Annotated in this window: 14 protein-coding genes; 7 read left to right on the forward strand and 7 right to left on the reverse strand. The window is 62.2% G+C overall.

Annotation, left to right across the window (positions count from 1 at the left end; genetic code table 11):
* Positions 1 to 57: 57 nt before the first annotated feature.
* The 3 genes from LG373_RS05410 to LG373_RS05420 form a co-directional block, all read right to left on the reverse strand.
* Positions 58 to 1,341: a serine/threonine-protein kinase gene (locus tag LG373_RS05410; protein WP_225749236.1), complete on the reverse strand. Its 1,284-nt coding sequence runs from the start codon at positions 1,339 to 1,341 to the stop codon at positions 58 to 60.
* A 62-nt stretch (positions 1,342 to 1,403) separates the two neighbouring features.
* Positions 1,404 to 1,823, reverse strand: a complete 420-nt coding sequence (locus LG373_RS05415; RefSeq protein WP_216528548.1) for an XRE family transcriptional regulator — start codon at positions 1,821 to 1,823, stop codon at positions 1,404 to 1,406.
* Between the two features lie 84 nt (positions 1,824 to 1,907).
* Positions 1,908 to 2,687, reverse strand: coding sequence for a DUF4190 domain-containing protein (locus LG373_RS05420; protein ID WP_216528549.1), 780 nt, complete (start codon positions 2,685 to 2,687; stop codon positions 1,908 to 1,910).
* Between the two features lie 292 nt (positions 2,688 to 2,979).
* On the opposite strand from LG373_RS05420, the gene LG373_RS05425 reads away from it, so the two are divergent.
* The 7 genes from LG373_RS05425 to LG373_RS05455 are packed head-to-tail and all read left to right on the forward strand — an operon-like array spanning position 2,980 to position 11,323.
* Entirely contained in the window at positions 2,980 to 5,910 is a 2,931-nt protein-coding gene (locus LG373_RS05425) for a YfhO family protein (RefSeq protein WP_225749237.1), read from the forward strand.
* Positions 5,911 to 5,914: 4 nt separating this feature from the next.
* On the forward strand, positions 5,915 to 7,231 hold the full coding sequence (locus tag LG373_RS05430; protein ID WP_225749238.1) for an acetyl-CoA carboxylase biotin carboxylase subunit family protein: 1,317 nt from the start codon (positions 5,915 to 5,917) through the stop codon (positions 7,229 to 7,231).
* On the forward strand, positions 7,228 to 8,181 hold the full coding sequence (locus tag LG373_RS05435; RefSeq protein WP_114565743.1) for a glycosyltransferase family 2 protein: 954 nt from the start codon (positions 7,228 to 7,230) through the stop codon (positions 8,179 to 8,181). Before LG373_RS05430 ends, LG373_RS05435 begins: the two co-directional genes overlap by 4 nt.
* Complete coding sequence (locus LG373_RS05440) at positions 8,178 to 9,437, forward strand: hypothetical protein (protein ID WP_225749239.1); 1,260 nt, start codon at positions 8,178 to 8,180, stop codon at positions 9,435 to 9,437. Before LG373_RS05435 ends, LG373_RS05440 begins: the two co-directional genes overlap by 4 nt.
* Complete coding sequence (rffA, locus tag LG373_RS05445; protein WP_114565744.1) at positions 9,434 to 10,573, forward strand: dTDP-4-amino-4,6-dideoxygalactose transaminase; 1,140 nt, start codon at positions 9,434 to 9,436, stop codon at positions 10,571 to 10,573. The genes LG373_RS05440 and rffA overlap by 4 nt, the downstream gene beginning before the upstream one ends.
* A 2-nt stretch (positions 10,574 to 10,575) precedes the next feature.
* Entirely contained in the window at positions 10,576 to 10,977 is a 402-nt protein-coding gene (locus LG373_RS05450; RefSeq protein WP_225749240.1) for an EamA family transporter, read from the forward strand.
* Entirely contained in the window at positions 10,964 to 11,323 is a 360-nt protein-coding gene (locus LG373_RS05455) for a multidrug ABC transporter (RefSeq protein ID WP_225749241.1), read from the forward strand. The genes LG373_RS05450 and LG373_RS05455 overlap by 14 nt, the downstream gene beginning before the upstream one ends.
* A 120-nt stretch (positions 11,324 to 11,443) precedes the next feature.
* Here LG373_RS05455 and LG373_RS05460 read toward each other — a convergent pair whose 3' ends face one another.
* The 4 genes from LG373_RS05460 to LG373_RS05475 all read right to left on the reverse strand — a co-directional run bounded on the left by LG373_RS05460 (position 11,444) and on the right by LG373_RS05475 (position 15,308).
* Entirely contained in the window at positions 11,444 to 13,117 is a 1,674-nt protein-coding gene (locus tag LG373_RS05460) for an AMP-binding protein (RefSeq protein WP_114565745.1), read from the reverse strand.
* Between the two features lie 193 nt (positions 13,118 to 13,310).
* A complete protein-coding gene (locus LG373_RS05465; protein ID WP_216528555.1) occupies positions 13,311 to 13,862 on the reverse strand; it encodes a helix-turn-helix domain-containing protein in 552 nt (183 codons plus the stop codon).
* 73 nt (positions 13,863 to 13,935) lie between these two features.
* On the reverse strand, positions 13,936 to 14,472 hold the full coding sequence (locus LG373_RS05470) for a 2-oxoacid:acceptor oxidoreductase family protein (protein WP_114565747.1): 537 nt from the start codon (positions 14,470 to 14,472) through the stop codon (positions 13,936 to 13,938).
* Positions 14,469 to 15,308, reverse strand: a complete 840-nt coding sequence (locus LG373_RS05475) for a thiamine pyrophosphate-dependent enzyme (protein ID WP_114565748.1) — start codon at positions 15,306 to 15,308, stop codon at positions 14,469 to 14,471. The genes LG373_RS05470 and LG373_RS05475 overlap by 4 nt, the downstream gene beginning before the upstream one ends.
* Position 15,309: the final 1 nt, after the last annotated feature.

The raw sequence follows: 15,309 nt of genomic DNA on the forward strand, positions 1-15,309 counted from the left end.
CCTTGCTCCGCGCCGCCAATCGAAGCCGTCGCTCGTCCGATCGGGTCGGCACATTCGTCAACGAATGCTATCGATAGGGGGAATCTGCGACCCCGTCCAAAAGAACACGATCAAGCCGATAACCACCACGACAAGGGATACGGCCATGTCGCGCTCGATCGCTATGCGCTCAAGCGGAGGGAACAGCGCCCGCAAAGGACGCCTATCGCTCAAGACGAACAGGATCGGCGCCACGATAAGCAGATCAAGGCTTCCGTAAGAAACCGCGCGCAACCACAGAGGAGCGGCTGCATACTGCGCCGAGCCCAAGGAAGCATCTACGGTCAGCAAGACGCACATAACGCTCAAAGCCGCGAACAAGACGGCCAGCGCTACGTCCCACGCAATGCCCGCCCACCGCGGGATTTTCGAAAGCGCGCGGCCAATGCGCGCAAAGCCGCCGCCCTTCCCATCCGAAGGCGCAACCTGCCCGCTTCCCAAGGACCCCGTCGCCGAGCGCGTCGCCGCCGAAGCGGGCCGAGCCTGGTCCACTTCGCAAAACTCCGACAACGCGTCGGCAAACGACTGCTTGAGAGCCGACACGCTCGCATAGCGACCCTCGGGATCGAACGAAACGGCGCGCTCGATCACCTGACGAAACGGCTCGGGAACCAAAGGCGATCGAAACTTCGCCTTGCGCACCTTCGCGTCGGGCGTCTTCTCGGCCAAGCAGAAGTACAAGAGCATGCCCAGCGCGTAGATGTCGCTGCGCACATCGGTCTGACCGAACCCGAATTGCTCGGGAGGGGCATAGGCTCTCGTCCCGAAACGACAGGTGTCCTCTTCGGCATCCTCCTTGAACGATCTCGCAATGCCGAAATCAATGATGGTCAAGCTATCTTGAGAGAGCATGATGTTCGAAGGCTTGAGGTCGCGATGGATGATCGGGGGATCGAACGCTTCGTGCAGCTCCGCAACCGCGTCGCACAGCCGTGGAAACACGTCACAGGCGAGGGCTACGGAAGGATCGCAGCGATACACGACGTCCGAAAGCGTCTCCCCATCCACATGCTCCATGATCACGACGAACTCGCCGCCCGCCTCGCAGCATTCGATAATGCGCGGAAGATAGCGGAAACGGCGGCCCGACCTTTGCGCGCGGCACATGTTGCGATAGGCGGCTCCCAAGCCGGATGCGCGATCGATCCGCTTCCTGACGAACGGGCCGAGTTCGGCGCCGTTCGCGCCGACGAAGAATACCCGCTCGGTCACTTCGTGAGCGGCGTTCTTCAAAACCGCGTCGACGCGGTAGCACTCGTCCCGCTCGAGCGCGTTCAAGTGTTCGGCCAATTCATCATGCATAGTGAAACCCATGGTAGCAGATCCCGAAGGATCGGAAGCGGACCATAGCGAACAGCGGCCCGTCAGCAAATGGTCTCTTCCCCAAAGCGATACAGCTCTTCATCGGTTTTTTGAAGACTGTGCCCGCGCTCAAGGCAGAATATGACTATCGCGTCGCGTCGATTCTTGCAGTAAAGCCCGTTCGATCCGGCAGCTTGCAGCAACCTGTTCGCCTCGCGAAGCGACAAGCGCATGGCGAAGGCGAGCTGCAGCACCTTGTTGCGCGAAGCGCCTCGCTGGCCCATGAATATCTGATAGCCGAACGTCTCGTTCAAACCCGCCTCTCGAACGACGCGAGCCCGCTCAAGACCCTTTTCGTCAAGAAGCTGTTCCAAGTAATCCGAAAGACTGCGCGTGGCAATGTGGTTCTCTTCGGCGAACCGTATCGGATCGGGAGCCTCGAGAAGCTCTTCGAGCAGTTCTTCGGTCAGAGGCTCCTTCACGCGACGCTTCCTTTTCTTTCGCTTCTTCCTTGCTTCCATTGTATCAGCACGTATCCCGCATCCTCGCAACACGGCAGGCCCTCGTTACGAGATATTCCATGCCACCTGGGAACTCTTGCTGAAAACCGACGAGTAGTAGAGGACCTTCGAAACATCGCCGTCAAAGTAGACGTTGCCGGAAACCGTTCCTCCCGCCGCAAGCGTTCCGCTGCTCAGAGCGTTCTCGCCATTCATGTAAACCGTTGTCGAGCGCTGCGCGCCGTTCGCATCCTGGCCTTTCCAGTCGAACATGTTGAACGACGCCTCGCTCGATCCTTTGTTGACGTAGGTTACCGTAACGCCGGTAATGGGCGATCCATCGTAATTAACCAGTCCGGTTTGCACGAAATCGACGCTCACCGTCAGTCCATTGCTCAAATCGGCTGCCGAGCCAACCGCCATGGAACTGTAGTCAGCCCCTTGTGCGGAAGCTGTATTCTCCTGAGCGCCCTGCAGCTGAGCCGAATCGGAAGAGCCCGTTACGCTCGGCCCCGAAAACGCTTCCTCAACAGCGGTGCTGTACGCATTCTGCGACGCGATCACGACGACGAGCGACAGCGAGCAAAGCACGATGCCGGCTATCGCCAAAGCCTTCCCTCTTTTCGTCTTGCGGTTCGCAGCCACCAATCCAACGATAGAGAACGGCAAGCCCAGCAACACAAGAAGAAACGCGATGTTGTTGATAATGGGCACGGCGGAAAGCGCAAGCGCAACAATGCTCAAGACAAATCCCGCCACCGCCATGGCGGACAAGGGCAGAGGAAGGGCATGGACCCGCATTCGGCCCATGCCGTCCGGGTATTCGGAGCTTCGATATTCGCGCATATGGTTCCTTTCTTCATGAGGTTTTTGAAACCTTCACTGGGCAGATGCCGCATATGCTAGGGAAACGTACCGATAAAAGCATTAGCTCGCAGCTAAGTTCTCGACGGCGAACCGCTTGACGAAAAGACCGAGCCGCTGCGGAAGCGAGAGGCGCGCCCGCTTCCAAACTGCAAATTACAAATCGGAAACGACCGGTTCCCACGAGTTCCGTTCCGAAGATCCGTAGTAGAATAGAATTGGATAAATCGTGCACTTTATCGAGAATATTGTTCCATATCAGAAGCGAGCAAATTTGGCGCCCTCCAAAACCACGGATCGAGCATCTTCGAGCCTGCGAAGCAGGGTCGAGCGCAAAAAGCAGCACATACGCGCTTGGGAGGGAAACGACCCGTCCCGCAAACGACGCGTCTACTTCGGCTGTTACACGGCGGCCTTCATCGTTGTAGCGTTCATCACGTTGTTCGTCTACCCGTCCAACGGCCGCGCCTTGATCTGGAACATCGACGGCATCGAGCAGTACTATCCCTTCTTCGTGTACGAAGGCCAATGGCTGAGGGAAATCGTCAGCAACCTGCTTTCCGGGCAAGGGCTCCAGATTCCGCTTTGGGTGCACGAACTGGGCTACGGCATGGACGTTCCCTCCACGCTCGACACGTTCTTCGACCCGCTCAACCTGCTTTCCGGCCTGTGCCCGGAACGCTATTCGGAATACCTCTTCCAATTCCTTGTGGTGTTTCGCCTGTACCTGGCCGGAGCTGCGTTCTCGCTTCTTGCCTTGCGCTTCAAAATCGGGCGGTTCCCCACCTTGGTAGGCGCCTTGCTGTACGCGCTGTGCGGCACCGCGATGGCGGTTGCCTACTGGCCGGCTGGAGCGTGGCCGCTCGTCTTGTTCCCCTTGCTGCTGCTCGGCGTGGAAAAGGTGATCGCGAAAGAGCGGCCCTACACGTTCATCGCAGCAGTCGCCGCATTCTTCATCATATCCTATTACTTCTCGTACATGGCGTGCTTGCTGCTGCTCCCCTACTGCGCGGTGCGCGTCTTCCAAACGCAGAAAAGCGTCAACGCGGTGCGTTTCCTTGGTTGGACCCTACGCTTTTTCGGCCTCCTGGCCATCGGCGTTTTGATCGCCTGCTTCGCGCTGGTTCCTTCGCTTGTCGGGTTGTTTGGACTTGAGCGATTCACCGACAACTCGGTCACCGTCCCGCTGTTCTATTCGCATCACTACTACACCTCGCTCGCATCCGGGTTCCTGAGCATGGCGGGCGTCGGGAGCGATTGCTACATCGGGTTCGGCGGACTGGCGTTTCTTTCCTGCGTCCTGCTCTTTTCGAAGCGCCGGCAGAACACGTCGCTCAAGATCGCGTTCGTCGCAGGCACCATCATGCTCATGGTCCCTGCCGTCGGAAGCTTCCTCAACGGCATGAACTACGCCACCAACCGTTGGGTATGGGCTTACGCCCTGGTGGTTTGCTTCATTGTGGCCCGCATGCTTCCGAGCATGCTCCATCTTGACAAGCGATCCGTAAAGGTGCTGGTCATCGCGTCTATCGCCTACGGGGCCATCGTCTTCGCCGTGGCGCCCATGCGCACCGAGGCCATGCTGGCCGCCGGTGTCGTTTTGGCGGCCACCCTGTTCGTCGTGGCGCAACGGGGCATGGCGGCCAAGACGCGACGGATGGCCGTCGTTTGCTGCCTGACGGCGGGCCTGACCGTGAACGCCTTCTATTTCGTATCCCCTGACGAAGGCGGCGTGGGCAAGCTCTCGTCGCCGTTGGGCTACGCCTACCCCCGCATCACGTCCGACTCCCCCAACCACCTGGTCTCGGACCTGAACGCTCCCGGGCTGTGGCGCTACGACGGAAGCTCGTCGGCCATCGAGCGCACGCGCAACGACAGCTTGGTGCTGGGGCTCAAGGGCTTCGATTTCTACAACAGCTCGTACAACAGCGCCATCGACGACTTCCATACCGAGCTTGCCCTCAACAGGACCAACATCAACTTCTCGTACAACGATCTGGGAGGCCGAGCAATCCTGGAGTCGCTCATGGGCGTGAAATACTACCTGAGCACCAAAGCGGGCTTTCCCCCGGTGTACCTGTACGACGATCCGAACAAGATCGTAGCGTCGGGCGTCGTGCGCGACATCCCGTACCAGGTGCACGAAGGATCCAACGTCCTGCCGCTGGCCTTCGCCTACGATTCGTACGTTCCCCGCAGCGAGTACCTTTCCCTCTCCCCCGCCCAGCGGCAGGAAGCGCTGCTGCAGGGCGTGGTGCTCGACGAGTCGTCGCTTCCCGCAACCGACAGAAAGCAGGAATCCCGCACGGTGCCCTCCGTCGTGTCGGCAAGCAACGGCCTTTCGGTGGAAGACGGCGTGATACGCGTTTTGAAACCGGGAGCGACGCTGACCTTGAGCTTCGAAGGCATCGCCAACAGCGAGACGTACTTCTACGTCGACGGACTGCACTTCAAAGGCGTGTCGCCTGTCGAAGAGTCCAAGCGCAAAGGGGAATTCGACAACCTCGCCTGGTTCCGCAAGGCGCTTCTGCTTCAAAAGGACATGAACTGGACCGAACCCCGACGCTACAATATCGGGCTCGGCTCCGACAAAGCGCCCGGCATGCGCCAGATCGACAACTACACGAACGCCTCCCATCTGTACGGCGGCAAGGACGAATGGCTGGTCAACATGGGGTATTCGAAAGAGCCCCAAACATCGATCACGCTGCACTTCGACCTCAAGGGAGACTATCGCTTCACGAACATGTCGGTGGTTTGCCAGCCTGTGAAAAACATGTCGAACCGCATCGATGCGTTGAAAGCCGACCCGGTAGAAGATTTGAAGTTCGGCACGAACGAGATCACGGCCTCGATCGACGCAAGCAAGCCCAAAGCCCTCTTCTTGAGCGTGCCGTACTCGAAGGGATGGACCGCCACGGTGGACGGAAAGCCCGCCGAAATCAAGCGGGCGAACACCGCGTTCATGGCCTTGGAGCTTGAACCCGGCCATCACGAGATCGAGCTGCGCTACCTGACCCCGGGCCTGCGAGAAGGCATGATCCTGTCGGGCATCGGCTTGGCCGCGCTTGCCGGGTTGGCGCTCGTGCGTCGCATCCTGAGCACCCGCGTACGGCGCGCGCAGACGACCGCATCGGCATCGGCGCGCGCGGACGTGCAGGCAAGCCCGCAGCGGCAAGAAGAGCACGAACGGAATTCGAGGTAACCCCATGCACGACCAACGGAAAACCCTTTTGATACTCGGCTCGATGGACGAGTTCGCGCTTCTGGTGCAACGCGCCAAGGAACGCGGCTGTCGCGTGCTCGTGGCCGACGGCTACGAGCACGGCCCCGCTCGCGCGCATGCAGATGCCTCGTTCACGATTCCCGTCACGGACACCGAAGCCTTGGTCAACCTATGTCGCGACGAAGCCGTCGACGCGCTGATCACCTCGTTTTCCGACGTGCTGTTCGAAGAGGGCTGCCGCGTTGCGCATGCGGCGGGCCTTCCCGCCCCCTGTTCGCTGGACAAGTTGGAATTCCTCAGGAACAAGCAGCTCATGAAGAACATGTTCGACCAGTTGGGCGTGCCCTACCCGAACAGCTGCGTCATGCCGCTCGACCAGGTCGAACGGGCGTGCGAGTCCCTGCGCTTCCCCTGCGTCATCAAGCCGGTCGATGCCTACGGCTCGTACGGCGTCCGCGTCGTGCGCACCGCAGTCGAAGCGATCGAATCGGCTGCCTCGGTTGCAGAGGAATCGAGGCGCGCGAACAGCGTGGTCCTCGAAGAGTACAACGGCGGGCACGAGTTCAACATGATCACCTGGGCGTCGCACGGGCGCGTGTTCCCCGTTTCCGTAGCCGACCGCGAAAAGACCGTGTGCGCGTTCGAGGATCTTCCCCACGTCAGCAGGATCGTGTACCCGAGTCGCTTCACCGACGAGGTCCTGCCCGATGCGCTCGCATACGCGCAGCGCATCGTCGAGTTCGCGGGGATCGAGCACGGCCCTTTATGCATGCAGTTCTTCTGGTCCCCCGACTCGGGCATACGCGTATGCGAGGTGACGGGCCGCGTGTTCGGCTACGAGCACGAGCTGCTGGAATACGCGTCCGGCTTGTCCGTGGAGGATCTGCTGCTTGACACGGCGCTCGACCGCGACGCCCTTGCACGCCGCCTTGAAGCCCACGACGCGCGCTCCATGCCGAAATGCAGCTGCGGGCTGTACTTTCACGCGCGCGACGGCATCGTGGCAAGCCTTGACGCCGCGCAAGCCGCGCTGCAAGGCCCTTGCGTGCAGGAGACCCTTCTGTACTACGCACCAGGGCAAACGGTCAAGAACGCGCGCGGCGGACAGCCCTATGCCGCGCGCGCGTTCCTTGCAGCGGAGTCGTACGGCGAGCTGGACGCCGCAAGCGCGCGGATGTTCGAAAGCTTCTCCATCGCCGACCCCGACGGCAAGGACCTCGCCGTGCCCAACCGGCTTCCCAGCGCCTGCCGCGCATCACAAGCGAGCGAAACAACTGCGAAGGAGCAGCCTGTCTCATGAACATATCCGTTGTCATCCCCTGCTACTATTCGGAGCGCATGATTGGCGACGTGGTGCGCATGACCCGCACCGAGCTGGTCAATGCCGGCTATGATTACGAGTTCATCCTGGTCAACGACGGATCGAAAGACGGAACGTTCCGGGAGATCTCGAAGCTATGCGCCGAGGACGAGCGCGTGAAGGGCATCGACCTCATGCGCAACTTCGGTCAGCACAACGCCATCATGGCCGGTCTGCGCGAGGCGAGCGGAGACGCGGTCATGCTCATGGACGACGACATGCAGACGCACCCGTCGCAATGCCTCGCGCTCATCGCGGGCCTGGAAGACGGCGTCGACGTGGTGTTCGCCGCCTTTCGCCAGCATCGGGAGAACTGGTACCGCAGGCTGGGCTCGCGCTTCGCCATGTTCACCATCCGCGTGCTGGCTGGATGCCCGAAAGGCGTCACCGACAGCAACTTCTTGATCATGCGCCGCTGCGTGAGCGACGTCATGGTCGAGTACTCAAGCGCCTCGGTGTACGTGCAGGGCCTCGTATTCCGCACGACCGACCGCATAGTGAACGTGGAAGTGGAGCATTACGACCGCGCGGAAGGCCAGTCGGGATACACCCTGAAAAGCCTGCTGCGACTGTGGTCGACCATCCTGAACTTCTCGGTAACGCCGCTGCGCATCGCTTCGGTGCTGGGCCTGCTCATGGGCGGTGCGGGCCTCGTGGGCGCGATCTGGCTGTTCTTCGAGCGCTTGCACAACCCCACGATGCCGATGGGCTGGGCCTCGGTCATGGTGACCATGCTGGTGTGCTCGGGCGTCATCATGCTGTTCATGGGCGTGATCGGGGAATACGTCGGCCGCTTGTTCATGACGACCAACAAGAACCCCCAGTTTCTGATCAGGACTCGCTGCAACGTCTCGTCCGAGAACCAAATCGGCGAAGGAGCCTCTCGATGAACGAATCCCTCTTCCAGCTGGAAACGCCCTGCTTCGTGTTCGACGAAACGGAGCTGGCGGACAACTTCCACGACTTCGCCCGCGCGCTGCATGCGCATTGGAGTCCCGCCTCCGAGGTTGCCTACTCGATCAAGACCAACCCGTTGCCCTGGATTCTTCGCACGGCGCGCACGTGCGGCTGCATGGCGGAAGCCGTCTCGGACGAGGAGTACGAATTGGCGCTCGCATGCGGATTCGAACCGCAGCGCATCGTCTTCAACGGGCCCATCAAGGGACGGGCGCGCTTCGAATCGGCGCTTGAGCAGGGAAGCCTGGTCAACCTGGACTCGGCGCGCGAGCTGCGCTGGCTTGCGGAGATCGCGCGCACGACCGATCGCGTGCTTTCCGTCGGCCTGCGTGCGAGCATCGACCTCGAGTCGCACTGCCCCGGTCAAACCGTCACGGGAGCCGCGGGCGGACGTTTCGGCTATTGCTACGAGAACGGCGAGCTGGCGCGCGCCGTGCAGGCCGTCCGCGCGATCGGGCCGAACGTGCGCATCGCAGGGCTGCACATGCACGTGACCACACGCAGCCGCACGGTCGAGGTGTACCGCGTCCTTGCGCGCCATGCGGCCGTCATCGCCCGTGAACTCGACCTTGACCTGGAATTCGTCGACATCGGCGGAGGCTTCTTCGGCGGAGGCGAAGCGAACCGTGGAGCCTACGACGCTTACGCCCAGGCCATCGCCGCCGAGCTGTCCGCTGCGTTCGACCCCGAACGCACGCGGCTGCTGGTGGAGCCGGGCGGGGCCGTGATCTGCACCCCCGGACGCTACGTTGGACGCGTGCTCGACGCGAAGGACACCACCTACGATCGATTCGTGACATGCGATTTGTCCCGCATCAATATCGACCACGAGATGAAGAAGACCGCCTACGCCTACGAGATCGTCCGGCACGATCCCGAAGCCGCCCCGCGCCGCCTGGCGCGCCAAGTGCTCTGCGGCTACACCTGCATGGAAAGCGATCGGCTCTGCATCCTGGAGAACGAGGCGGAACTCGCAGAAGGCGACCTGATCGTCATCAAGCACGCAGGCGCCTATTCGATGTCGTTCACGCCCGGGTTCTTCATTCGCTTCGCCCCGCACGTCTACGTCCGCAAAGCCGACGGAAGCTTCACGGACGTCGGCGAAGCTTCCTGGCGACCCGCAAGGCCCGGCGCCCCAAGCGCCGCCACCTTCGACAACGCATCCGCTGAAAGCGAGGAATCCTCATGATCACCTTCAACGAGCCGCCTCGCGTGCCGCAAGCGTACGACTACATCCGAAACGCCATCGAAAGCGGGAACGTCTGCGGGGACGGCCCCTACACGAAGCGCTGCAGCGAGTGGATCGAGCAGCGCTTCGACGTGCAGAAATCCCTGCTCACCACAAGCGGCACGGCCGCGCTCGAAATGGCGGCGCTCCTGTGCCGCATCAAGCCGGGCGACGAGGTGATCCTGCCCAGCTACACGTTCTCGTCCACCGCGACCGCCTTCGTGCTGGCGGGCGCCAAGCTTGTGTTCGTGGATATACGCCCCGACACCATGAACATCGACGAAGATCAGGTTGAGCAGGCGATTACCGAGCGCACTCGCGCTATCGTGGTCGTGCATTACGCGGGCGTGGCGTGCAACATGGACGCCATCAACGGCATCGCGAACAGCCGCGGCATCCTGGTGGTCGAAGACGCTGCCCAGGGCGTTATGAGCACCTACAAAGGGCAAGCCTTGGGCACTATCGGGGACTTCGGCTGCTTCTCGTTCCATGAGACGAAGAACTACTCCATGGGCGAGGGCGGCGCGTTTTTGACCAAGGACCCCTCCTACAACGAAGCTGCCGAGATCCTGCGCGAGAAAGGCACCGACCGGTCGCGGTTCTTCCGCGGCCAGGTGGACAAGTACAGTTGGGTCGACTACGGCTCGAGCTACCTGCCCAGCGAGCTGAACGCGGCCTATCTGTGGGCGCAGCTCGAACGCGCAGACGAGATCAACGACGACCGTCTGGCCACTTGGAACGCCTACTACGAGGCGCTTGCCCCGTACGCCGAAGCGAAAGCGTGCTCGCTGCCCGTCGTACCGCCCGACTGCACCCACAACGCCCACATGTTCTACCTCAAGTGCAGGGACCTCGAGCAGCGCAGCGCGTTCATCGCGCACATGCGCGAACAGGGAGTTCTCTGCGTGTTCCATTACGTTCCGCTACATTCCTCCGTTGCGGGCAAGAAGTTCGGAAGGTTCTTCGGAGAAGATCGTCACACCACGAAGGAAAGCGAGCGCCTGGTACGCCTGCCCCTGTACTACGCGCTTTCCGAAGAGCATCGCGCGCACGTCATCGAAGCTGCGTGCGCGTTCTTCGCTTCTGCGGGTCGGTAATCGTGAAGCACGTCAACCTCAAATCGTTCGTCTCGCTGCACCTGCTGTTCGTGCTGTACTCGCTCACCGACCTGTTCGGCAAGATGGCCGCCTCGTTCGCGTTCGACGACGTGCGATTCTACCTGCTCTACGCCGCTGTGCTGGCGGTGCTGTTCCTGTACGCCATCGGCTGGCAGCAGGTGATAAAGCGCCTGCCGTTGACCACGGCGTTCTCCAACCGGGCCATCACGGTGTTCTGGGGACTGGTTTGGGGAGTGCTCTTCTTCCAAGAGGAGCTGAACTTCCTGAAGGTGCTCGGCGCGGCCATCGTCGTAGCCGGCGTGGTGCTGTACTCGCGCGCCGACGCAGCCGACGCGGATCAGCCCGAACCGGCGAAGAAGGCGGTCGACCATGCCCTTCGCTGAGATGATCCCCTACATCGCCATCGGCGCGCTCGGCGTGTTCGTCAGTTCCATCGCGCAGGTCATGCTCAAGAAAGAAGCGGTGAAGCCGCATGGCAGCTTCATGCAGGAATACCTCAACCCGCTGGTGATCGGCGGATACGTGCTCATGTTGGCGTCCACGTTCATGCTGGTGGTGTCGTTTCGCGGCATCCCGCTGTCCATGGCGCCGGTGCTCGAGGCGACCAGCTACCTCTACGTCACCGTGTTCGGTGTCTTCATCTTCAAGGAGCGGGTCAGCCGCCCCAAGGCGATCGCGCTCGCGGTCATCATGCTGGGCATCCTCGTGTACGCAGCAGGCTTGTGGTAGAAACGATTGTCGCCCGAAACGTACGGTTTCCAAGCGAAAACCGTACGTTTCGGGCGACAATCTTTCCGAGAGCGCCGTTGAAGCCGATCGGGCCGGGAAACGAGGCCGGCCCGATCGCCGTTAGTCCTCGATACCGTCGTTGTTGCGGATCAGCTTGCGCTTGATTTTGCCGCCGATGGTCTTGGGAAGCTCGTCGACGAACTCCACGATGCGCGGGTACTTGTACGGGGCGGTCACGTGCTTCACGTGGTTCTGCAGCTCCTTGACCAGCTCGTCGGACGGCTCGTAGCCCCGAGCGAGCACGATCGTGGCCTTGACCACCTTGCCGCGGATGGGATCGGGCGCAGCCGTCACGGCGCATTCGACCACCGCCGGATGCTCGATGAGCGCGCTTTCCACCTCGAAAGGCCCAATGCGGTAGCCCGAGCACTTGATGACGTCGTCGTTGCGGCCGACGAAGAAGCAGTACCCGTCCGAGTCGCGCCACGCCATGTCGTGCAGGTTGTAGTACGCGCCGCCCACGGCTTCGCGCGTACGCTCTTCGTCCTGGTAGTACCCTACGAACAGGCCCGGCGGATACGCTTCCTTCAGGCCCGTGACGCAGATCGCGCCCTCTTCGCCATCGGGGACCTCCACGCCGTCGTCATCGAGCAACTTGACGTTCAAAAGCGGGGACGGCTTGCCCATAGAGCCGGGACGCGGATCGATCCACGGGAACGTCGCCAGCAGCACCGGGCCCTCCGTCTGGCCGAAGCCCTCGCGGATCTTCTTGCCCGTCAGCCGCTCCCACGCAAGCGTCACCTCGGCGTTGAGCGGCTCCCCTGCCGTGGCGAACGTGTGCACGCTCGACAGGTCGTAGGCGCTCACGTCTTCCTGCAGCATGAAGCGGTACATGGTGGGCGGCGCGCAGAACGTGGTCAGCTTATGATCCTGGATCTTCTGCAGCAGCTTTTCCGGCACGAACTTGTCCATGTCGTAGGCGAACACGGTGGCGCCGGCAATCCACTGCCCGTAGATCTTGCCCCAGCCGAACTTCGCCCAGCCGCTGTCGGTCACGCTCATGTGCAGCGCGTTCTCCTCCACCTGCTGCCAGTACTTCGCCGTGATGATATGGCCCAGAGGATGCGCGAAGTTGTGGCACACGGCCTTCGCCATGCCGGTGGTGCCCGACGTGAAGTAGATGAGCATGATGTCCTTGCTCGTGACGCCGGCTTCGCCCACGGGGCGCTCGAACTCGTCGGACTCGCCCTCGATCAGCTGGTCGAACGTGGTCCAACCGTCTCGTTGACCGGCCACGATGATGCGATTTGCGATGGACGGCGACTCGGGCAGCGCCTCCTCCATCTGCTCGCACACGTACTCGTCGTTCACGCACACGACAGCCTTCACCTGCGCGCTGGCCGCACGGTACACGATGTCCTTCTTCGTCAGCTGCAACGACGCAGGAATGATGGTGGCGCCCAGCTTGCACAGCGCCACGGCGCACACCCAGTACTCCCAGCGGCGGCGCAGGATCATCATGACCACGTCGCCCTTGCCGATGCCCAGTCGCGCGAAGCCGTGAGCGGCGCGGTTCGATAGACGCGCAAGCTCCTCGAACGTGAACGCATGCTCGGCATCGTGGTCGTCGCACCACACGAGCGCCTGCTTGCCCGGCTCCACGCGCGCCCATTCGTCCACTACGTCGAAACCGAAGTTGAACGCCTCGGGCACGTCGATCTGAAAGTTCTCGTAAAAGTCCTCGTACGAATCGAACTCGATGCGCGGACAGTATTTCTTCAAGATGTGATTCACGGGCGCAGCTTTCCTTTCTCACGCCTTATCGGTCCAGCAAGGTCAGCGAGAAGCGCTGCGGTGGCTCAGATTGCCGTGAAAGCCCGAGGAAGCGTACCGTGGGTACGCGACGAGGGCTTGGAGCGGCAAGATGGGCCGCCGCAGCGCTTCGCAGCGTCGAGCGGATCCGCCGTTCGGAGAACGGCGGATCGGGTCACTCCGCGATGATGGTGACGAACTTGGCGGGCACGTCGCTTCCGCAACGCTGACCGTGCGGATGCTCCGGGTTGAAGTAGATGCTGTCTCCGGCGTGCAGCTCGAATTCCTTGTCCTCCCACGTCACGACGACCGTGCCCTCGAGGACCAGGTTGAACTCCTGGCCGGTGTGCGTAACCAGCTTCGCCGGCTCGTCCGACGGATCGAGCACCACCAGCAAAGGCTGCATGATCTTGCCGGTGTAGCGCCAAGCCAGATCCTCGAAGTGGTAGCCGGGATAGCGGTCGACCTCGCGGCCCTCCCCCTTCTTCACCACCTGGTAGGTGTTCAGCTTCGCCGCGGTTCCCGTCAGGATCTCGGTGAATTCCACGCCGAAGGTGTGCGCCAGGTGGTAAATGGCGGAAATAGGCACGTCAGCGCCCGTTTCCTCCCATTCGAGGTACTTCTCCAGCGGCACTTCAAGCTCGGCGGCCATGTCCTCGGGCGTGACGTCGCACGCCTCGCGCAGACCCTTGATGCGCAGGCCGATCTCGGCCAGTTCAGCTACCATGTGGCTCCCTCCACCTCACTCGCCCGCGCCGCGCGCGGGCGGGGCGCTCTTGCGATGCGCCCCTCGGCACGACCTACGACTTCATTCCCAGCTCAAGCGCGGCAAGGTTCGCCGGGAGCTTCGCGATCTTCTTCGCGGGCACGCACTTCTCGACAGCCGCCTTAAGCGTCTCTTCGGAACAGAACCCGGTTTCGGCGAACAGCTTCCCTACCAGGATCACGTTCGCCAGACCCTTGTAGCCGTTCTCTTCGGCCAGCTGCGTGGCCGGAACGGCGAACACGTTCACGCCGGGAAGCTCGGGGATGCGCTGCACCAGCGTGGAGTCCACCACCACGGTGCCGCCTTCCTGCACGCTGCCCTCGAACTTGTCGAGCGAAGGCTGGTTCATGACCACCAGCACGTCGGGCGTCAGCACGAGCGGGCTGCCGATGGGATCGTCGGCCAGGCACACGCTGCAGTTCGCGGTGCCGCCGCGCATCTCGGGGCCGTAGGAGGGCAGCCACGAAACCTCGCGGTCCTCGATCAGGCCGGCGATGGCGATGATCTTGCCGGCGAACAGGATGCCCTGGCCGCCGAAGCCCGCCAGAACGGCGTTCATGGTGCGGCTCATCGCGCACCCCCTTCCGTCACCGGATGCGCCACCGGGCAATCGGCGTTGCGCGCCGACGCAGCCTCGGCTGCATTGGCGAACCCGTCGGCCACCACGTCTTTGTACACGCCCAGCGGATAGTACGGCAGCATGTTCTCGCGCATCCACGCAAACGAATCCTGCGGCGTGAGGCCCCAGTTCGTCGGGCACGTGGACACCACTTCGATCAGCGAGTACCCCACGCCGTCGATCTGGTTCTGGAACGCCTTCTTAATGGCCTTCTTCGCCTTGCGCACGTTCTTGGGGCTGTCCACCGTCACGCGCTCCAGGTACGCCACGCCGTCGAGCGTGCTCAGCATCTCGCACACGCGCACCGGGTAGCCCGCCGTGGACACGTCGCGGCCGTACGGCGAGGTCTGCGTCACCTGGTTCGGCAAGCTGGTGGGAGCCATCTGGCCGCCCGTCATGCCGTAGATGGCGTTGTTGATGAAGATGACGGTGATGTGCTCGCCGCGCGTTGCCGCGTGGATGGTCTCGGCCATGCCGATGGAAGCCAGGTCGCCGTCGCCCTGATAGGAGAACACTACGCTGTCGGGAAGCACGCGCTTCACCGCGGTGGCCACCGCCGGCGCGCGCCCATGCGCGGCCTGGACCATGTCGCAGGAGAAAAAGTCGGGGTTGGTGACGGCGCAGCCGACCGGCGCGACGCCGATCGTGTCGCCCTCGACGCCCAGTTCGTCGATGGTTTCGGCCACCAAACGATGCACGATGCCGTGCGGGCAGCCCGGACAGTAATTGGTGATGACGGGAAGGAGCGCATGCGGACGCTCGAACACGATCTTCTCTTCGGCGCTCATG

The organism is Paraeggerthella sp. Marseille-Q4926, assembly GCF_916618935.1.
Taxonomy (GTDB): domain Bacteria; phylum Actinomycetota; class Coriobacteriia; order Coriobacteriales; family Eggerthellaceae; genus Paraeggerthella; species Paraeggerthella hominis.